This is a genomic window from Halopenitus sp. H-Gu1 (assembly GCF_041821145.1).
In the GTDB taxonomy this organism is placed as follows: Archaea; Halobacteriota; Halobacteria; order Halobacteriales; family Haloferacaceae; genus Halopenitus.
This window is the reverse complement of the sequence record NZ_JBGUBC010000010.1, coordinates 87,779-107,460: the sequence shown is the minus strand read 5'-3', so window position 1 is coordinate 107,460 and position 19,682 is coordinate 87,779. Positions and strand designations below refer to the sequence as shown.

The window sequence follows — 19,682 nt, the reverse complement described above, 5'->3', positions numbered from 1 at the left end:
GTCACTGCACGACCGGCTCGACGTCATCGATCGCCGACAGCCGGTAGAATCGAGCGACGTGAAACAGGCCCAGCCACACGATCGCCGCGGCCCCTGCCCCGAGCGCGTTGAGCCCCATGTCGCCTACCGCGAACGTTCGTGCCGGGAGCGTCGACTGCACGAACTCGATTGCCACTCCGTAGCCGAACGCAACGAGGAACCCACCGCCCACCGCGTACCACGACGACCGTGGCGGCGCATAGAGTGCATAGACGACTGCACCCGCGAGCCCAACGTAGGCGGTCACGTGCAGCCAATTTGAGTACGGGAACAGTCCCAATGGACCCATCTCCATCGCCCCCGATCCCGGCGGGGCGAACACGGAGTAGTATACCACGACGCTCGCGACGCTCACCACGAGCAACCATCGGAGCGGTTTCGGAACGAGTGGGAGATGAAGACGGGTCACGGTTCTCTCGACTCCCCTTCCGCCTCGATCATTGGTCTCGAAGCGCCGTTACGTCCCGAGCGACCTGCCAGAGCTGTCGCAGAACGATCTTCACGTCGAACGTGAACGACTGTCGACGGATATACTCGACGTCGTAGTCGATCTTCACGGAGGGTTCCCGGCTCGTCGCGTCGTTGATCTGTGCCAACCCGGTCAATCCCGGTTTGACGAACCACCGGCGCTTCCAGGTCGCCGCCTCGTCCTCGAATTCGTCCTCCAGATCGGTCTGTGCAGGACGCGGACCGACGACGCTCATGTCACCCACTAGGATCGACCACAGCTGCGGGATTTCGTCCAGATGCGTCATCCGAAGGAAATCCCCAAGTCGCGTTTGCCGATCCTCGTCGAAGGTCGTCCCGACCTCTCCTTCCGGTTCCGGTTTCAGCGTGCGGAACTTGTAGACGGTGAAGGTATTCCCGAACCGGTACGTCCGATCCTGGCTGAAGAGAACCGGCCCGTTCCCCTCCAATTTGATCGCGGCCGCGATCGCGAGGGTGACCGGTGAGAGAACGAGGAGCGCCGTTGCGGCGAAGCTCACGTCGAACGCGCGTTTGACGATCCGGTCCTGCAGGTCCCACGGCTCGAGATCCACGTCGACGATCGGGGAGTCCTCGCCCATTTCGTTGACGAGGAGGCTGTCGACGTGGTCGACGTGGGTCTTCACGTTCACGCCGTGTTCGTGACAGGTGTGTAGCGCCCCGAAGAACTCGCCGCGGTCGACCCGATCGAACGCGAGGATCGCGGTGTCGACATCGTAGTCTCGGATCGTCTCCTCCAGCCGCGAGAGCCCGCCGATGTGACCCACCTCGATCCGCGCCTTGCCGCCATCCGTGACCTCCGCCGCTACGGACTCGCGATCGCTCGACGTTCCCCCGTCCGTCTCCGACGACCCGGTCCGGTAGGGTGTCGGCGGCGCGAGGTAGCCGAGCAGCGGGCCGTCGTAGGCATCGACGATGCGCTCGACGCCGTGCGGATCATTACCCACGATAACCGAGCGCCGTGCCTGCGCCGACGGCGATCCGGTGATCGCGACGAAGAACACCGGCAGCAGGATCGATAAGAACACGGTGGTCATAATGACCGTCTGCCGCGGAAGTCGGTGAGACCACTTGAAGTATCCCAGTGTGGCCATCGCACACACCGAGAAAGTGACGCGTTTTTCGACCTCGAAGACGACGTCGAGCACTCGTCGCGGCTCCGGCCGAAAGAGCTTCGTGAACGACCCCACCACGATGACCGTCGAGATGAAAAGCGCCCACCGAAGCCCGCCGCTGTCCAACACGGCCGGGTCGAGCCGGTTGACGATCGGCACGTACTCGGTGAGCAGAACCTGGAAGAGAGGGAGGTTCGCGGTGTATACGGAGAGGGCGGTGATCGACGTCACGCCGAGCACGCTCACCAGCCGATAGCGCCATCCGGTTACCATCACTGAAGAAGAAGCGAGCCAACGCACATAAATCGAATGCTTGTCATCGCAACTGATTCGAGCCGATCGTGCGTCCACATCCACGACGCGTCCTCGTCGATCGGTAAACGTTCGCGTAGGCGGTAGCGGCTCTACACTGACTGCTTGCACGATTGCGATCGTCGGCGAGTGGCGTTACGCGTCGATCGTCCGCCCTTCGCGAACATCCGCCTCCGAGACGGAGACGGTTCGATCGCCGATCTCGTAGGACCCCGGCTGTGCGACTGTCACCGAGAACGATCCGTCGTCATCCACGGTCGCGTATCGCGTGTAGGTAAACTCCGCACCCGGGATCGAGACGTTTGTCTCCACGGTCAGCCGGTCTCCCGGCTCCACGTCGGCCGGGGCGCTCCCGTTGATCGTCGCTCCGGGAACTGGCGTGAAGACGACGACGGAGCCGTCCGAGGCGACGAACTGCGCCCGGTAATGTCCCACGCCGTCGACCTCGCCCGAGGCACTCCCGAGCTGTTCGACGAGTCGGGTATACCCCTGCTCGGCGGTGGTCTCCACGTTCAACTCCGTCAGGACGAGATAGCCGACCCCGCTTTCGAACCGATCGTACTCCCCGTCCGGATCGGTCGAACTCAACATCACCTCCATGTCGCGGTGTGCTCCGGTCGAATACGTATCGCTATCACCAAAGACGTGGTAGTTGTACAGCCGCTGGTCGCCCCAGTCACTCAGGACGAACGCCGGACGATCGTGTTCGGTGACGTCCTCCTGCATCCACTCGATCGCCTCAACCTGGCTATCTCCGTGGGCGACGGTGTCCATAATTCCGGGAATCACGAGCAGGCTCAAGCTGGCGAGGAGAATCAGTCCCGCGGCGATGTACAGCCCCTTCGTCGTGGGGAGACCGAACGAGACGTCCAACCGATATCGCGACCGATCGCCGAACACGGACGCCGGAGCGAGAAGATCGAGCTTCGAGAACAGGAGCACGGTCCCGACGGCGGTGAAGATCGCGGCGAACGGCGAGAACTCCCCGGAAAACCGGATCTGGAAGACCATGAACCCGAACAGCGGCCAGCCGAAGCTACAGGGAACGAGCCAGCGGGGATCGTGACGTTTGATGCATCGCCAACTCACCCAGATCATCGTGGGGAACGCGAGGAAGAACAGCCAGCCGAACATGTCGATGCTTCCGAAGACGAACGCGAAGTCCCCGGAGAACAATCGTCGACTTTCCGCGATCTCCTGTCGCCCTGTAACGAAGCCAACTCGCTCGATGAACCGGGTTGGGATCTCGGGATACCGCTGCCAGACGATCGCGACGAATCCGCCAACTGCCGCGAGACAGGTCCCCAGATACGTCCGAACCGAAAGACGATCGATTCGCAAGCAGGTCTCACCGATCGCAACGACCGCCACGAGCCCACCGAGGAGCAGCGCCGGCGTGTATGCGACTGCCCGCTCCATCAGCCCGCCCCGCGTGTGGATCAGGTGGAGGAGGACTACCGAGATCGCCAATCCCACCGCTACCGGTGCCGCGGTCAATCCGGGGGACGCTCCAGCGCGAACGTCGGATCCGGCCCGGAAGAACACGTACGCGGCGATCCCCGTCAGGAAGACCGGCGACCCGTTCCAGGTGAACGCGGCCGCGGTCACCGCAATCCCGAACAGGATCGCCACCAACCACGTCCACGGTGTGCGGAGGTGGTCGCGGATCGGTGTTTCCGAATCCGATCGAGCCCGCCGATCGAGATCGGCGGCGAGCCAGACGAGTCCCGTCGCGATCGTTGCGATCCAGAGATAATCGAGCGTGTGGTGATCCGTGAACCCGATCCCGGAGTACAACGCGTGGGCCGGCGTGAGCGCGAGCGCGAACACCGCGAGCACGGCGATCCGCTCGTCTTCAGTGATCGTAAACGCCATCCAGGCCACGAGAGCACCGACGATCAGCGCCGACGCGACCGGGATCCACGCCATGATCCGGATCGCCGACTCCTGCCCGCCGCCGAACAACGCCGTCATCCACCAGCCGAGAATGTAGGTAAACGGATCGTTCGTCGCATGTCCCCCAAGCACTTCCGCGATCGCCTGCAGGTCGAAAAATCCGATGTCGGCCGCGATAAGCCGTTCGGACCAGTAGAGGTAGTGATACGGGTCGTTCCCTGGAAGCGTGACCATCTCCTCCCGGAAGACCTGTCGATACGTGATGATCCGATAGACGAAGAGGAACGCCATCGACGCGATGAGCCCGCCGACGAAGGAGGGGTTGATCCCTTCGATCCATCCCCGAATCCCCTCCCCGATCGCCATCCCGCCGACCCTCTCACCCGCCTCACCATCATCCACTCCACCTACACTCCCGCCGTCCACTCCTGCCCCCGCCTCGAACGCTTCGAGCGCGCTCCGGACCGCTTCGGTATCGCTCACGCGATACCCGTCGTCGACGCCCTCGACGATCCCGCGCGAGACGAGCTCGCCGAAAGTCCCCGAATCGGCCGCCACGTCCTCGAACGTCCAGGGCTCGCTGGCCGCCTCGTCCACGTCGAGTGCGTCCGCGACCGTGTCGGCCACCACCGGTCGCTCCTCGAGAAGGGTTCGCGTGGCCGCGTGCGGATCCGCCATTATCGAAGGCGTGGGTGGGCGACCGGCTAAAGTGCTGTGTTGTGCTCTGTCCGCCCCCCGTCTTTTTACTCTCGCTTCCGGATTAGGGAATATGAACACCTCTCACGCCGGTCATCTCGAGTCCGCGTCCGATCCGAGCAGTGAGATGGAGCCGATCACCGTGTTGCACGTCGACGATCAGGTCGACTTCCTCGAGATGGCCGCGCAGTTCCTCGAGCGAAAACACGACGGGCTCGCCGTCGAAACGGCGACGAGCGCGAGCGAGGGGATGGAGCGGCTCGCCGAGGGGGACATCGAGTGCGTGGTAAGCGACTACCAGATGCCCGGAATGGACGGGCTGGAGTTTCTGGAGGCCGTTCGCGAGGAGTACCCCGATCTCCCGTTCATTCTGTTCACCGGCAAAGGCAGCGAGGAGATCGCAAGCGAGGCGATCTCCGCCGGCGTCACCGAGTACCTCCAGAAGACCCACGGCTCCGATCAGTTCACCGTCCTGGCCAATCGGATCGAGAATGCGGTCCACCGGTCCCGGACCGAAAAGCGGTTCGCGGAGAGCCAACGCCGCTTCCGGACGCTGCTCAGCAACCTCCCGGGAATGGTGTATCGCTGTGGCTACGAACAGGGCTGGCCGATGGAGTTCGTCAGCGGTGGCAGTATCGAACTCACGGGATATGATCCGTCGGAACTCGTCGACGGAGACGTTGTCTACGGCGCGGACGTGATCCATCCGGACGATCGCGATCACGTCTGGAACTCGGTTCAGGAGGCGGTTGAATCGGGGGACCCCTTCCGCATCGAATACCGGATCCGAACCGCGGACGGCGAGGAGCGATGGGTCTGGGAAGAGGGACGAAGCGTGATCGAGGACGGTGACGTCGTCGCCATCGAGGGATTCATCACCGACATCACGGACCGAAAGGAATCGGAGGATGCGCTCGAATACCAGTCCTCGTTACTCGAAGCACAGATGGAGACGACGATCGACGGACTGCTCATCGTCGACGAGGACCGAAACGTCGTCTCCTACAACGAGCAGTTCGTCGAACTGTGGGAGATCCCGGACGAACTCGTCGAGACCGGAACGGAGGGGGACCTGCTGGAGTGGGTCGTCGATCACAAGCTTGCGGATCCGGACGAATTTATCGACCTGATCGAAGAGCTGTACGATTACCCCGAAGAGACGAGTCGAGACGAGATTCACCTCACCGACGGACGTGTCTTTGACCGCTATTCGGCACCGGTTGTCGGAGAAGACGGCACCAACTACGGTCGATTATGGACGTTCCGTGACATCACCGAGCGCACGGAGCGCGAGCAGGAACTGGAACGACAGGAGTTCCTGTTCGAGCGGGTGCAGGACATCGCCGACATCGGCGTGTGGGAGTACGATCGTCGGACGGAGGAACTCACGTGGTCTGACGGGATCCGTCGTATTCACGGAGTCGACGACGAGTACGACCCGAGCTTAGCGGAGGGACTCGAGTGGTACCACCCCGACGATCGCGACGAGATCACCCAGGCCGTCACCGAGGCGATCGAAGATGGGAGTGATTACGATCGGGAACTTCGTATCGTCCGTTCCGACGGCACGGTCCGAGACGTCCGTGCGTACGGGGAGGTTCAAACGGACGAGTCGGGGAACACGGATGTGCTTCGGGGAGTGTTCCAGGACATCACTGAGCGCAAAGAGCGGGAACGGCAGCTCCGAACGTACGAATACGCATATGAGTCCGCGCTGAGCGGGATCGCCATCGCGGATCTCGACGGCGAGTTGACGTCCGTGAATCCCGCTGTCCTCGATATGTGGGGGTACGATGACCCGTCGGACGTCCTCGGGAAATCGGTGACGGAATTCTGGAAGCACCCCGAGAGCGCAGCCGCCGTCCTGAACACGATCCAGGAGACGGGACGGTGGAAGGGCGAAGCCCGGGCCGTCCGGGCTGATGGATCCACGTTCGACGCCCAGTGTTCGGCCAGTTACGTGACTGATGACGAGGACGAACCCATCGGATTGATGGCCTCGTTCGTCGACGTCACGGAGCGCAAGGAGCACGAACGACGACTCGCCGAGGAACGAGAGAAGTACTCGACGCTGGTCGAACGGAGCCACGACGGTATCGCGATCGTTCAGGATGGGAAATTCGCCTTCGTCAATTCACGGTTTACGGAGATAACGGGTTATGAGGAGGCAGACCTTCTCGGAATGCCGTTCATGGAGGTGCTCACACCAGCGGATCGACAAATAGCCCGAGATCGATACGAACGCAGACTCGACCCGGACAAGGAGGATCCGCCGTCACGATACAGGGTGACGTTCCGGACGCAGGAGGGGGACAAGCGAGTGGCGGAAGTGAGCGTTGCACAGATCCACTACGAGGGAGCGAACGCCGACCTCGCATCGATCAGGGACGTCACCGAACAGGAACAATACGAAGCGGAACTCGAACGGATGAACGAGGAACTGGCGATACTCAACCGGGTCGTTCGTCACGACATCCGAAACGATATGTCGATCATTCACGGCTGGGCCGAGATACTCGAGGAGTACGTCGACGAAACGGGGACGGAGTATCTCGAGAAGGTGATCAATAGTAGCGAACACATCATCGAACTGACCGAGATCACGCGCGATTACGTCGAGGTGCTATCCAGCGACGAAGAGGCGGACGTGCATCCGACGAAACTCAAGCCGATGCTCGAAAAGGAGATCACCCTCCGCCAGGAGGCGCATTCGGACGCGGAGATCACCGTTCGTGGGTCGATTCCTGACGTCGAGGTTCGAGCGAACGAGATGCTCTCGTCGGTCATCCGGAACGTGTTGAACAACGCCGTCCAACACAACGACAAGGACACCCCGGTCGTCGAGATCGACGTTGAAGAGCGCGAGGAGGACGTGCGAATGGCAATTTCGGATAACGGACCGGGAGTGCCCGAAAGCAAACGTGACGCGATCTTCGGCAAGGGGGAACGGGATCTCGAGAGCAGTGGAACGGGAATCGGGCTCTATCTGGTTCGGACGCTGATCGACCAATACGGCGGCGACATTCGGGTGAGCGACAATGATCCGGTTGGCGCAGTGTTCACGGTGACGCTCCCGAAATCGGGGTGATCGGGGTCTCCCCTACGGAATAACGTACCTCTCCCTCCCGACACGGGAATTCGCCTTGCTCTTTATAACCGAGGAGTCGGATACTCCACGTATGCAAGGACCCGACGAGACGGAGGAGTTGCTCGCTCACGTTCTCCTGCCGATTGCCAACGAGGAGGACGCGCTGGCGACGGCGACCGCGCTGGAACCGTACCAGCCGGATCGAGTGACTGCCCTTCACGTCGTCGAGAAGGGTGGCGGCGTCCCCGATAAAACTCCAGTCGAGCAATCGGAGGACCTGGCGGGGGAGTCGTATGCTGCCGTGCGGACGGTATTTCCCGACGCCGACGAACACACCGCCTATGCTCGGGATGTCGTCGGCGCGATCTTCGAGGCTGCCGAGGAAATCGAGGCGAGCGCGATCGCGTACCGCTCCCGCGGCGGCAACCGCCTGCTGCAGTTCCTCACCGGCGACAGGTCCCTGAAGTTGGTCACGAACGCGAATCGCCCAGTTATCGCCCTCCCGCACGAGGACCAGGAGGAGTGAGCGATGGGACACTCCCCACAGGCGGGAGGTTCCTATCGGCGATACCGTTCGGAATCGGGACGATGATCGAGTCCGGACGGTTCGACCTATCCGGCGTCGCCGCGAACGCAACAGGCGTCTCGACGTTCCGAGACGGTCGGGACGAATCGCCGCGAGAGCGTATCCTCCCGAACGCCGTTGGTAGCCGTGAAACGAAACTGCTGGGTCCACTCGTCGCCGCCGCCGCAGTGGCCCCGAGCGGGAACGAGGGGCCAACGATCATGGCGGCGATATCGAATCCGCGAACCGAAAGTGACCTCATCACGCTCGCCGGCGCGCTCGCTCAACACGAGGGTGGTCGCGTGCTGGCAACCCACATCGTTACCGTCCCGGATCAAACGGCACTCGAGGCTGCTGCAAAGCACAAAGCGGAGATCGACGCGTCCTCACGGGAGCTTCTGATCGCCGCGAGAGCGGATGCGAAGGCGTTCGACGTTCCCATCGATACGAAAACCATCCTCTCTCACCGTGGATTCGAGGAGGTGTTCGACGCCGCCCGGAGGAACGACGTGGACACCCTCGTGATGGGCTACGGCGGCGCGCAGTTCGCGGGTGGACGTGTCGAAGGCACGCTGGAGGAGCTTGCACACGATCTCCCGTGTGACGTCCTCGTGTTGGACGGACAAGACCTCGAACTCACCGACGTCCTCGTTCCCACTGCCGGTGGGCCCGCCTCCGATCTGTCCGCGGAGGTGGCCCGTGCACTCCGAGAGACCGTCAACGTGGACGTCACACTCCTGCACGTCGTCGATCAGGGCGCGGAGAAAGCTGGACGCGACTTCCTGAGGGACTGGGCAGAAGCCCACCACCTCGAAGACGCCACCCTGCGCGTCGAAACCGGAGACGTGGAGACGGTGATCGGACGGATCGGGCCCGAGTACAGTCTGGTTATCGTCGGGGCGACCGAGCGAGGACTGCTGTCACGCATCGTTCGTGGATCGCTCGCGTACGAGACCATCGAGAAACTCGACACGCCGGTGTTGCTGGCCGAACGACCGACCTCACGATCCCTTCGAGAGCGACTGTTCGGCCGTCGTTGAGGGGTCGCTTCGTCGATCCGCACGGCGTCTTTATTGTGGTCGCGTGCGTTCCGTGATCCATGGGCCACTGTCCCGATTGCGGACGAGACATCGATGAACTCGTGAGTTCCGAGACGAACATCTCGAGCGGGATCGTCTACGAATGCCCGGAGTGTGAGGCGATCCTGGGTGTCTCCGACGCCGTTGATCTCTGATCGGTCCGAGCGGGAAGACCGCGGACCGGCAGCGTCTTCCCGCCACGTCGACGACTCATCCGATCACGTCACTTGCTCGGAGGTGCTCCTCGATGAACCACGACAGAACGTTTCCTTCGGTACGGTGGAGCACGTCGCTGCCGGTCGCCTTCGAGATGTCGAGCGAGTTGGACACCTCGGTGAGCGTCACGCGTCGAGGGGTGTCATAATACCCTTGCTCGGCGGCCGTCAACAGGACCTCTCGCTGCCGATCCGTGAGGAGATAGTCGGCCGGATCCGATGGCTCATCGCGCACGTATTTCGTTTCGAACTCGATACCGGCCTCCGCAAGCCGCGTTCCGAGCGCCGACAGTCGCTCCGATGAAGTCGTGATCACCCATTCTGCAGTTCCATCGATGACTTCGAATGGAGTTTGCAGTGGAATCCCGGCTTTCAAAACCGGAGCCAACAGGAGGGGACTTTTCGTTTCGATCTGTAGCATGGTCTCTTCGTCCTGTTTCCACAACAGATCGAAGTTGGAAATGTCCGATCGATGTTCGATGTTCGTAATGATCGGAATCGGGTTCGGGGTTTGGATCTTGAGGAGGGCGATACCGCTTTCGTCACTGGAGAGGACGGCGACGATTCGGAACCTCGTCTCCGGATATTCGGCTGAGACGTCGTGAATCCATGCCTGTTCGGGGATGGAAATTCGTAATTTTGCTCTGGGCATTGGATCGGTCTCCGTGTCCTTTCTAGAAATTTGATCCGGGCAAGCCTATCAAACGTGGCTAACATGTTAGGGTCCGACAAATCAGTTGCGAGCAATGCGTTCCGATCGTCGCAGATCCCGTGGAGTGCTCGCCTCCTCGATTCGACGCAGATCGGGTGGAGACTGCATCTCTCGACTCACGACGGGCAGTGTCCAGCGTTCGCGTGATCTCGACGCCGATGGGTGAGGCTGGGGCGCGAGACACCACGAGCCACCGGATATTCTAACATGTTCGTGATTAGCTACACAAGTCTCGGGAGCCAATACATCATATGGGGAAGATGCTCCGGGTCGGCAGGGTCATACTCGTCGGCGTGTTGGTCGTTTCGGTGCTGTCGATGCCGGTGGCAGCCGAGTATAGCGTCATTGGACATCCGTCGATCGAACTGTCCGCTCACGACAATCACGTGACCGCCGAATCCCAGGTGGTGCTCCCGGTGTCCGTATCGAATGATGGGAGCTTCGACGATGGCGGACCGGCGAATCTCGAACAGCGGGTCAAGACCGCACGGAACGTCCAGCTGACCGTTCTCTCGGGTCGGATCGACGCCCCGATAACGGCCAAATCCGGAACTGCCCTCGTCGGAAACGTTCCCGAAGGCGGTCTCCAACATCCCGTCAACTACAAACTCGACATCGGCGACGCCGAACCCGGCACCTATCGAATTCCGATCCGGGTCGAGTACGACTACACGATCCACGCCAAGTATCGCCAAATGAAGAATCCTCCTGGATACACCGACGTCGAGTACACCGACCGTTCGAAATCGGAGATCAAGTACGTGACCGTCGTCGTCGAGGACCAACCACGATTCGAGATCGTCGACGGTGAAGGGAACGATCTCACGGCGGGGGATAGTGGCCCCCTTTCGTTCACTCTGAAAAACGTGGGGACACAGACCGCAACGGACGCACGCATCCAGTTACGATCGGCTGACAAAACGGTTCAGTTCGGTGAGTACGCCGCCCCACAACCCACGAGCAGCACCTTCGTGTCGTCGCTTGAACCCGGGGAATCGACCGCCGTCGAGGTACAGGGCGTTGTCCCGCGTGACATCTCTCCCGGAGAGTATCCAGTGACCGTCGGCGTCGAGTATGAGGATCCAAGCGGCATCGAAAAACGGTCGAAGCCACTGCAGTTCGGCGTCGACGTCCGACCGGAACAGACGTTCAGCATCCAGGAGATACGCAGCGATCTCAACGTTGGCGAGGACGGGACGGTGACGGCGACGATCGTCAACGACGGACCCGCCGACGTCACCAACGCCCTCGTCACCTATCGGTCCGAGAGTCGAACGCTCACCCCGACTGAAACCGAGTACGCGGTAGGCGACCTCGCGTCGGGTGAGTCGTCCCACTTCCAGTTCGAATTCGACGTGAGCGAGGAAGCCGACGCCGGCCCACGGATGCCATCGTTCGCCGTGCGATATCGGAACGCTGAGGGCGAAGTCCGCACCAGCGAACCGATCGATGTCCCCGTTACCGTCGATCCCGAAGCGGACCCCTTCCAGGTCGAACCGGTCGCCACGACCGTCACGGCCGGCACGCAGACGACGATCGAACTCCGGGTGACGAACACACGGACGGAGACGCTCACCGACATCGAGGCCAAACTGTTCGCCGATGATCCGCTAACGAGCGACAACGACGAGGCGTTCGTCGAGACGCTCGATCCGGGAGAATCGACCACGATGAAATTCGACGTTGGAGTGGCCGAGGGCGTCATCGCGAAGACCTACCCCGTCTCCGTCGATTTCACCTACGAGGACGCGAACGATGACACCGAACTCTCCGGCACCTACCGAGTCCCGATCGACGTGGTCGAACCCGAAGATGGCGGGTTCCCCTGGTCCCTGATCGGGGGTGTCGGAATCGCCTCGATCGGTCTCGTCGCCTGGAAGCGCACCACCCTGTGGGGCCTGCGTTGAAATGTCCGGATACGGCGGCCGACTCCTCGATTGGATCGACATGTGGATCGTCGATCGTCCGGGGACCGTGGTCATCGTCTTTTTGCTCATCACTGCTGGGTTCGCCACTGGCCTGGATGACATCACCATGTCCTCCGGGACGGAGCAGATCGCACAGGACGTGCCCGCCTACGACACCTACCAGCGGATGGAGGACGACTTTACGTTCACCTTCGGGCAGGGCACGGACACGACACAGCTCATCCAGACTAACGAGAACGTTCTCTCACGGGAGGGGTTGCTTCGAATGCTCGAAACCCAGCAACGCCTTTCCGATCGCGAGGATTTCCGCGTCGCTGACAGTACCTCGGTTGCGAACCTCGTAGCACGAGAACTCGATCCCAGCGCGACGACCCTCGACGCTCAGATACGGGCCGTCGAGCAGGCAAGCGATGCCGAGAGACGCGCCGCAGTTCGTCGAGCGTCCCGCCATCCCTCATTCGGGCTGGCCATCAGCGACGATTTCAATCAGCGCGAGGCCTACGCATCGTCCACGCTCGCCGTGGTCGAACACGACGTCTACGTCGAGAGTTCGGACGTCGGTTCCGGCGGCGAGGCGACCCAGCTGACCGACATCCAACTCGAGGCTCGTCGCGTTACCGACTCCGTCGGCGGCGACGTCCGCGTCTTCGGGAGCGGCATCATCAGTTACGAGAATTCGAAGATCCTCGAGGACTCGCTCCGGGCGACGATCCCCGCAGTGGTCGTCCTGCTGTTGTTGTTTCTCGCGATCGCCTATCGTGACCCGTTCGATCTGGCACTCGGCGTCCTCGCGCTGTCGATGGCGCTCATCTGGACCTTCGGGTTCATGGGATTGGCGAACATCCCGTTCACGCAGTTACTGGTGTCGTTACCGCCGCTGTTGCTCGCCATCGGCGTCGACTTCGGCGTCCACACGATCAATCGATATCGCGAGGAACTCGCCGACGGAGTTGCCGATAGGCGGAGCGCTATGGACGGGGCGATGCGGCATCTGCTGGTGGCCTTCTTCCTCGTGACCGGGACCTCGGTCATCGGGTTCTCGGCCAACATGACGAGCGGCCTGGGAATGATACGCGACTTCGGTCTGGTGGCCGCGGTGGGCATCACCTTCGATGCGCTGGTGTTCGGCGTCTTCCTCCCGGCGGCGAAACTGCTCGTCGAACGGGCACGGGCGGGGACGCGGCTGCCCGCATTCAACTCGAAACCGCTCGGCTCCGAGGACTCGATGCTTGGCCGTCTCATGCCGCTTCACCTGACGGTGACGAGCCAGGCACCGAAGCTGTTCCTCGTTGCCGTCCTCCTGCTTGCCGCCGTGAGCGGTTACCACGGATCGGGCGTTGACAGCTCATTCGAGGACGAGGATTTCCTCCCGCCCGAGGAGTTGCCCGCTTATCTGTACTCGCTTCCGGAACCGATGCAACCGGGTGAGTACACGACGACCCGGGACGTTAACTTCATCGAGGACCATTTCGAGACGAGCAACAGGGATACGGTTACGGTGTACGTCGAGGGACCGATGTACCGCGACGACGCCCTCGAATCGATCGCCCGGGCCGGTGACGATCCGCCGGATTCGTTCGTCACGGACGAGACCAACCACGCCCGCTCCGAGAGCATACTCACAGTCATCCGAACCTACGCACGGGAGTCACCCGAGTTCGCCCGTCTCGTCGCGGCAAACGACGCGAACGGGAACGGCATCCCGGACGACAACCTCCGCGACGTCTACGACGCGCTGCTCGCCTCGCCATACGAGGACCGGGCGGAGTCGTATCTCACTGCGGACTACCACAACACGCGTGTGGTCTACTCGGTCGAGGCTGATGCGACCCGAGCGGACACGACCGTGGATGCCGCCGAGATGGCCGACCGCTACCGGTTCGAGGCGGTCGAGACCGGCGGAACGGTCGTGTTCCAGCGCGTCGCCGACACCATCTTCGCCACGGCAGTCACCAGTCTTGGGACGGCGCTGATCCTCGCGGGACTGTTCTTGTTGTTCATCTACTATCTGCTGGTTGGTGACCCGCGTCTGGCTCCCGTGACGATGCTCCCGATCATTGTCACTGCGACGTTGCTCGTGGGGACGATGCGGGTGATCGGCGTCCCGTTCAATACGCTCACGGCAACCATCCTTTCGATAACCGTCGGCATCGGTATCGACTACGCCGTCCACGTCGTCCACCGATTCGTCGACGAGGTCGATGCGAGTGGCGATCCACACGGTGCAGCGATCATCACGCTCCGTGGAACCGGTGGGGCGCTCGCCGGGAGCATGCTTACGACTCTCAGCGGTGCGGGAGCGTTGTATTTCCTGTCGATAACGCCGCTGCTCAAGCAGTTCGGCCTGTTGTTGTCCATTAGCGTGACCTACGCCTTTCTCAACTCCGTCATCGTACTCCCCATTGCACTGCTGCTCTGGGCGCGACGATCCGGCCGCGGTCAACCGAGCGCGGTCGACGGGCGAGAGGGGACGCCCGCCTGATCCGCCATGACGATCGGAATATACGCAGTCATATTCGTCCTCGTCGTACTCGCGTTTTCGGTCATCGTCATTCGAACCGGAACAAGGGCACTAACGATGACGGGGCTGTCAGCAGAAATTGCCACCTTTCAGGCGGTCTCCGCGTTCACCGGTGTGGGATTCACCACTCGCGAAGCCGAAGATGCGATCTCGACACCGGGACGCCGTCGAATCGTCATGGTCTTGATCTTGGCCGGAAACGTCGGCATCATCACCGGTATCGTGACGTTGATCCTGTCGTTTATGGGAGGGGAGGGAGGTGAGGCACGACGATTCATCTACCTAGTCATCGGGAGCGGGACCATTCTGTTGTTCGCCCGGAGTCGGTGGTTCGACCGTCTCATTACCCCACTGATAACGTGGGGACTCGATCGGACGACGTCACTCGCTGTGGGAGGGTCTCGACAACTCCTGCAGCGTCGTGAGGGATACGGAGTTGCCGAAATATACGTCGGAGAGGATCACCGTCTCGCGAACGAACCGCTTCGAAAGGCAACCCCGGATTCTGATTCCGTTCTGGCGCTGGGTATCGTTCGTGCGGACGGATCGTACGTGAGTGTCCCGAACGGTGACGAGATCCTTCGTCCAGGTGAGACATTACTGGTGTATGGACAAAAACGCCGCTTGAAGGAACTGTCCGAACCCGAACGTGACGACCCGAACGCTCCCTAGACGGAGACGATTGAGCGACGCCGACATGAGGAACATCGCCGACGCGATCAACCGTCGCCGACGCGATCAACCATCGCCGACGCGATCAACCGTCACCGACACGATCGATCGTCGCCGTGGTGGATCTGCTGTCCTACTGGAACCGCCGAACGAGGTAGCCGGTGAGAAAGACCCCTGCCAGGAGCAGGGCGGGAACCTCGTACGGTCGTTCATGGAGCGTGAAAACCGCCGCAGCGACGGTGAGCGCGCCGGCGAGTATCGCATACCCGAGGGCCGGATCGCCGAGGCCGGAGGCGTCGGCGCCCTCGGTTTGGACGACGAGTTTGCCGCGTTCCATCCGATCCAACGTTCGATCGAATCGGGCCGGAATACGTGCCAATGCGGGTATCGACCGTCGAGCGTCCCTCCACGTCTCCTCGATGATCGTTTCGAGTTCGCTTTCGATGAGACCCTGTTCGACGAGGAACGACCGAACGACTGCGAGAAAGTCGAACTCGGGATCGAGTTGGCGACAGACGCCTTCACCGACGGTGCCGACCCGAATGAGCAACATCACGTCCGGCGGGATACGGAACGGAAAGTCCCGGAGCATCGTCGTCAATTCGGTGATTATCATTCGCCAGGTGATCTCCGAACGTCCCTCGAGGTTCTCGACGACGAGTTCGAGGACGCGTCCGACCTCGGCTCGATTAACACCCGGGTCGAGAACGTCGAGCGTGATCAGGGCGTCCACGAGTGCATCGACGTCGCGCCGGACGAGCGCGCGATAGAGTCCGATGATGTTCTCCTGATCGGTGGGTGAGAGTCGATCGCTCATTCCAAAATCAAAGATCAGCAGACGCCCCGCATCCGTGACGGAGAGGTTGCCCGGATGCGGGTCGGCGTGAAAGACCCCGTCGACGAGGCCCATCCGTAGAAACACCTTCGTGATCCGCGTGGCCATCTCCTCCCGGTCGACGTCGACGTGGTCAAAGGCGTCGTCGGCAGTGACCTTCCGACCAGTCAGGTACTCCATCGCCAGCACGCGCTCCGAGGAGAGGTCCTCGTAGACGTCCGGGATGACGACCCGATCGTCGTCGGCGAAGTTCGTCCCGATTTCGACCATGATCTGCCGTTCCCGGTCGAAATCGATCTCGTCGAAAATGATCTCCTCGAAGTCGTCCGCCGCGTTCTCGATCGAGTACTGATTGCGCTCGTCGACGAAGACGCTTATCAGGGGGATCAATCGCCGGATGACTCGGAGGTCGAGTTCGATCTGGGATTTCACGCCCGGACGCCGCACCTTCACCGCGATCCGATCATCGTCGTGGGTAACCGCGTACACGAACGCGAGCGACCCTCCGGCGATCGGTTCCAGCGTCGAGAGATCCAGTTCGTCGCCGAGTTCCTCCCTGAGGACGGTCTGTGGGTCGCCGCCCGTCTCCTCGGGGATCTCATCCTGGAGCGTCCCGAACACGTCGGTGTAGGTCAACGGGAGGATGTCGGGACGCGTCGACAGAACCTGCCCGACCTTGATGAACGCCGGGCCGAGTTCCAACATCGTGTCCCGCATTCGCTCAGCCCGCCGTCGGTGGGTCTTCTCGTCGATCGATCTGCCGGACCCGAACAGCAGGAATCGGCGTCTGTCGCGAAGGAACTCCACCGCGAAGGGGAGAAATTGAAAGAGGACCAGAAGATATCGGCGATAGAATCCACTCATCGGGGGTGGGAAACGGGGTCGATCGGTGTGAGGCGGTTCATGCCTCGGTTTCGTACACGTGTCATGTAGTGACAAGATCAACCGCCAGAAAGATATAACCGGCGAGAGTGTCTATCAAATCATATGAGTATCACCCGTGACGAAGATGTGCTCGGTGGCGAGCCGCGAATCGACGGAACGCGTATCGGCGTTCGCCACGTGGCCGCACGGGTGATTGACAGCGGACAATCCCCCGCTCACGTCGCAGATCAACTGGATGTGTCTCTTGCAGACGTGTACGAATCCCTCTCATACTACTACGCCCACATTGACGAACTGCGCAAGCTCGAAGCGGAGAACGAAGCAGCATTCGAACGAGTGCAAGAGTCGGCACTCAAACCTAAAGAGACCGTTCAGTGACGGGTGCTCAGATCCTGCTTGACGAACACGTCGGCCGGATCTTCGAACGACTTCTTCGAGAGCGTGGACACGACGTTGAACAGGCTAAAGATCGGTTCGGTGAACACACGAGTGACGACGAACTGACAGAGTGGTGTGGTGAGTATGGGATCGTCCTTTTGACGAACAACGCAAAGGATTTCGAGCCACTGCACCACGAGTACAACCACGCGGGGCTCCTCCTCTACTACGATCAGCAACTACCGGACACTGACCCGGAAGGACTGGCTCGAACCGTTGACGAGGTTTTCAATCAGTACGGGATCGACGGAATCGAAAATCAACTCGTCGATCTCGGTGAGTGGTACGAATGGCTCCATGAGTGAAATCCGATCGGTTCGAACCAGCAGAGAGATCCGACCCGAGACCCGTTCTCAGTCGCTGGGATTCGAGTATTCGATTTTTGTGGGGATTGCGTGTATCATTCGTGATGGCACGCTCCGAGACGATCGGTTCGGAAATGGACGTCGCATCGTCGATCGGTGAGCTGATCGGGGAGACACCGCTGCTCCGTCTGGACGCTTTTGCCGACAATCTGCTCGGAAAGGTCGAGGGACAAAACCCCTACTCGGTCAAGGATCGGATTGCTCGTGAGATCATCGACGTGGCCGAGCGGGAGGGGGATTTGAAACCGGACGGGACGGTCGTCGAATCCACGAGCGGCAATACGGGCATCGGCCTGGCGGCCGTCTGTGCCGCCCGGGACTACGACTGCCTACTCACGATGCCGACCTCCATGTCCGAGGAACGTCGGGCGATGCTACGCGCGCTTGGCGCGGAGTTGGAACTCACACCTGCCGAGGAGGGCATGGCGGGTGCCAACCGGCGTGCCGAGGAGATCGTCGCCGAGCAGGAGAACGCGATCATGGCCCGCCAGTTCGAAAACGAGGCGAATCCGGCGGCCCACCGTCGGACGACGGGACCGGAACTGTGGACGGCGACGAACGGGGAACTTGACGCACTGGTCGCTGGCGTGGGGACCGGCGGAACGATCACCGGCGTCGCCGAATACATCAAAGAGGACCGTGACGAGACGGCATTCACCGCCGTTGCCGTGGAACCGGCCGAATCACCGACGATCTCCGAACAGAGTTCAGCCGGCCACGAGATCCAAGGTATCGGTCCGGGCTTTCTCCCGTCCGTCCTTCGGACCGAATTGATCGACGAGGTCCGTGCGGTTGAGGCGTCCGATGCGAAAGCAACAGCCCGCAAGCTCGGACGCACGGAAGGGTTGTTAGTCGGCATTTCATCGGGCGGGGCACTCGCCGTCGCGGCCGAATACGCGACCGAACATCCCGATGATCTCGTCTGTGTCGTGTTGCCTGATCCGGGCGAGCGCTATCTCTCCACGGATCTCTATAAAACGGGCTGACACCCCGACCGTCGCTATCCTCGACCCAGCATCTCCGGCGTGATATCGTCCATCCTCACGGTTCGACCACCGTATTCCTCGGCGAACGATGTCCCATCGTCCGCATCGGAGAACGGGATGAAATCGGGCCCCATCGCACCGTGAACGTCGCTTCCGACCACAAAAACGACGTCGTCCGCGTTCGAAAACGTCTCCGCACTCGTGGCGGTCTCGATGTATTGCTGTCCCTCCACGACCGAGATGTCGTAGTCGATGAGCGAGTAATCAGTGACGTAGACGATCTCCGCCGTCCAGTCCAGTTGCTCGTGTTCGAAGTAGTAGGGGAACAAACACGCCTTCGTCGAATCGAATCGAGCCGGATTGTCGTGATTCTCCGGACTGTGTTCCCGGTAGAAGATCTGGCCGTTCGGTCCCGGATGTTCGGAGATCACCATCCCGCAGACGTCACACTCCGTGTTTTCGGATAGTGAGACGGGAGCCGGCGGGCCGCCTCCGTTCGACTGTCTGCCGGCACATCCCGCGAGGAGTCCCGTCCCGACGGCGCTTCCGGCAATCAGGAACTCGCGACGGCCGAGCCGTCGATGACGAGCGCCGTCTTCGGAAGCCGTGGCATGATCTATCGCTCGACACTGGTGGTGGCGCTGTCTGTGTGGGTGTTTCATTGATCTTCCTGGATTGTATCTCTCAGTCAGTGGTGTTCGTGGATGGCATTCCTCAGTCAGCGGTGTTCGTGGGTCGCGTCTCTCAGTCAGCGGTGTTCGTAGATTGTCTCTCCAATCGGCGTCAGTCCCGGCCCCAAGCAGGAACACGAGATCCGGTGTCCGCACGGACGTGTGCAACTGAGACAGC

General features: G+C 61.5%; 15 protein-coding genes and 1 pseudogene. 10 read left to right on the top strand and 6 right to left on the bottom strand.

The genetic code is table 11. The features are described 5' to 3' along the window. Position 1: 1 nt before the first annotated feature. From ACERIT_RS09465 to ACERIT_RS09455, 3 genes are all read right to left on the bottom strand, one after another. A complete protein-coding gene (locus tag ACERIT_RS09465) occupies positions 2 to 448 on the bottom strand; it encodes a VanZ family protein (protein ID WP_373674605.1) in 447 nt (148 codons plus the stop codon). 28 nt (positions 449 to 476) lie between these two features. After that, entirely contained in the window at positions 477 to 1,913 is a 1,437-nt protein-coding gene (locus ACERIT_RS09460; protein WP_373674604.1) for a sugar transferase, read from the bottom strand. A gap of 174 nt (positions 1,914 to 2,087) precedes the next feature. Continuing rightward, entirely contained in the window at positions 2,088 to 4,526 is a 2,439-nt protein-coding gene (locus ACERIT_RS09455; protein ID WP_373674603.1) for a hypothetical protein, read from the bottom strand. Between the two features lie 91 nt (positions 4,527 to 4,617). Between ACERIT_RS09455 and ACERIT_RS09450 the strand changes: the two genes are divergently transcribed. The 4 genes and pseudogenes from ACERIT_RS09450 (at position 4,618) to ACERIT_RS09435 (ending at position 9,431) form a co-directional block, all read left to right on the top strand. Next, entirely contained in the window at positions 4,618 to 7,632 is a 3,015-nt protein-coding gene (locus ACERIT_RS09450; protein WP_373674602.1) for a PAS domain S-box protein, read from the top strand. A gap of 91 nt (positions 7,633 to 7,723) precedes the next feature. After that, positions 7,724 to 8,158, top strand: a complete 435-nt coding sequence (locus ACERIT_RS09445) for a universal stress protein (RefSeq protein WP_373674601.1) — start codon at positions 7,724 to 7,726, stop codon at positions 8,156 to 8,158. A 212-nt stretch (positions 8,159 to 8,370) separates the two neighbouring features. Further along, positions 8,371 to 9,237: pseudogene (locus ACERIT_RS09440) on the top strand (universal stress protein); the annotation flags it as partial. 59 nt (positions 9,238 to 9,296) lie between these two features. Continuing rightward, a complete protein-coding gene (locus tag ACERIT_RS09435; protein WP_373674600.1) occupies positions 9,297 to 9,431 on the top strand; it encodes a hypothetical protein in 135 nt (44 codons plus the stop codon). 55 nt (positions 9,432 to 9,486) lie between these two features. Here the strand turns inward: ACERIT_RS09435 and ACERIT_RS09430 are convergent, their stop codons facing one another. Further along, positions 9,487 to 10,143 (bottom strand): helix-turn-helix domain-containing protein, encoded by a 657-nt coding sequence (locus tag ACERIT_RS09430; protein WP_373674599.1) that lies wholly within the window; start codon positions 10,141 to 10,143, stop codon positions 9,487 to 9,489. Positions 10,144 to 10,454: 311 nt separating this feature from the next. Between ACERIT_RS09430 and ACERIT_RS09425 the strand changes: the two genes are divergently transcribed. Genes ACERIT_RS09425 through ACERIT_RS09415 form a run of 3 tightly spaced genes read left to right on the top strand, consistent with a single transcriptional unit; the run spans position 10,455 to position 15,324 of the window. Then, positions 10,455 to 12,110 carry a COG1361 S-layer family protein gene (locus tag ACERIT_RS09425; protein ID WP_373674598.1) on the top strand — a complete coding sequence of 552 codons (1,656 nt, stop codon included), beginning with the start codon at positions 10,455 to 10,457 and terminating at the stop codon, positions 12,108 to 12,110. A 1-nt stretch (position 12,111) separates the two neighbouring features. After that, on the top strand, positions 12,112 to 14,613 hold the full coding sequence (locus tag ACERIT_RS09420; RefSeq protein ID WP_373674597.1) for an RND family transporter: 2,502 nt from the start codon (positions 12,112 to 12,114) through the stop codon (positions 14,611 to 14,613). Between the two features lie 6 nt (positions 14,614 to 14,619). Then, positions 14,620 to 15,324: a TrkA C-terminal domain-containing protein gene (locus ACERIT_RS09415; protein ID WP_373674596.1), complete on the top strand. Its 705-nt coding sequence runs from the start codon at positions 14,620 to 14,622 to the stop codon at positions 15,322 to 15,324. A gap of 133 nt (positions 15,325 to 15,457) precedes the next feature. Here the strand turns inward: ACERIT_RS09415 and ACERIT_RS09410 are convergent, their stop codons facing one another. Continuing rightward, a complete protein-coding gene (locus tag ACERIT_RS09410; protein ID WP_373674595.1) occupies positions 15,458 to 17,023 on the bottom strand; it encodes an ABC1 kinase family protein in 1,566 nt (521 codons plus the stop codon). 123 nt (positions 17,024 to 17,146) lie between these two features. Between ACERIT_RS09410 and ACERIT_RS09405 the strand changes: the two genes are divergently transcribed. From ACERIT_RS09405 to cysK, 3 genes are all read left to right on the top strand, one after another. Then, positions 17,147 to 17,422 carry a DUF433 domain-containing protein gene (locus ACERIT_RS09405; protein WP_373674594.1) on the top strand — a complete coding sequence of 92 codons (276 nt, stop codon included), beginning with the start codon at positions 17,147 to 17,149 and terminating at the stop codon, positions 17,420 to 17,422. Continuing rightward, positions 17,419 to 17,787: a DUF5615 family PIN-like protein gene (locus ACERIT_RS09400; protein WP_373674593.1), complete on the top strand. Its 369-nt coding sequence runs from the start codon at positions 17,419 to 17,421 to the stop codon at positions 17,785 to 17,787. The genes ACERIT_RS09405 and ACERIT_RS09400 overlap by 4 nt, the downstream gene beginning before the upstream one ends. A gap of 104 nt (positions 17,788 to 17,891) precedes the next feature. Then, complete coding sequence (cysK, locus tag ACERIT_RS09395) at positions 17,892 to 18,833, top strand: cysteine synthase A (RefSeq protein WP_373674592.1); 942 nt, start codon at positions 17,892 to 17,894, stop codon at positions 18,831 to 18,833. A 14-nt stretch (positions 18,834 to 18,847) separates the two neighbouring features. Here the strand turns inward: cysK and ACERIT_RS09390 are convergent, their stop codons facing one another. Continuing rightward, complete coding sequence (locus ACERIT_RS09390; protein WP_373674591.1) at positions 18,848 to 19,495, bottom strand: nitrous oxide reductase accessory protein NosL; 648 nt, start codon at positions 19,493 to 19,495, stop codon at positions 18,848 to 18,850. Between the last annotated feature and the right edge of the window lie 187 nt (positions 19,496 to 19,682).

Excerpts from the sequence above, each read along its gene's own strand:
- ACERIT_RS09460 (WP_373674604.1), bottom strand. The coding sequence starts at position 1,913 with ATGGTAACCGGATGGCGCTATCGGCTGGTGAGCGTGCTCGGCGTGACG.
- ACERIT_RS09455 (WP_373674603.1), bottom strand. The coding sequence starts at position 4,526 with ATGGCGGATCCGCACGCGGCCACGCGAACCCTTCTCGAGGAGCGACCG.
- ACERIT_RS09450 (WP_373674602.1), top strand. The coding sequence starts at position 4,618 with ATGAACACCTCTCACGCCGGTCATCTCGAGTCCGCGTCCGATCCGAGC.
- ACERIT_RS09445 (WP_373674601.1), top strand. The coding sequence starts at position 7,724 with ATGCAAGGACCCGACGAGACGGAGGAGTTGCTCGCTCACGTTCTCCTG.
- ACERIT_RS09435 (WP_373674600.1), top strand. The coding sequence starts at position 9,297 with ATGGGCCACTGTCCCGATTGCGGACGAGACATCGATGAACTCGTGAGT.
- ACERIT_RS09430 (WP_373674599.1), bottom strand. The coding sequence starts at position 10,143 with ATGCCCAGAGCAAAATTACGAATTTCCATCCCCGAACAGGCATGGATT.
- ACERIT_RS09425 (WP_373674598.1), top strand. The coding sequence starts at position 10,455 with ATGGGGAAGATGCTCCGGGTCGGCAGGGTCATACTCGTCGGCGTGTTG.
- ACERIT_RS09420 (WP_373674597.1), top strand. The coding sequence starts at position 12,112 with ATGTCCGGATACGGCGGCCGACTCCTCGATTGGATCGACATGTGGATC.
- ACERIT_RS09415 (WP_373674596.1), top strand. The coding sequence starts at position 14,620 with ATGACGATCGGAATATACGCAGTCATATTCGTCCTCGTCGTACTCGCG.
- ACERIT_RS09410 (WP_373674595.1), bottom strand. The coding sequence starts at position 17,023 with ATGAGTGGATTCTATCGCCGATATCTTCTGGTCCTCTTTCAATTTCTC.
- ACERIT_RS09405 (WP_373674594.1), top strand. The coding sequence starts at position 17,147 with ATGAGTATCACCCGTGACGAAGATGTGCTCGGTGGCGAGCCGCGAATC.
- cysK (WP_373674592.1), top strand. The coding sequence starts at position 17,892 with ATGGCACGCTCCGAGACGATCGGTTCGGAAATGGACGTCGCATCGTCG.
- ACERIT_RS09390 (WP_373674591.1), bottom strand. The coding sequence starts at position 19,495 with ATGAAACACCCACACAGACAGCGCCACCACCAGTGTCGAGCGATAGAT.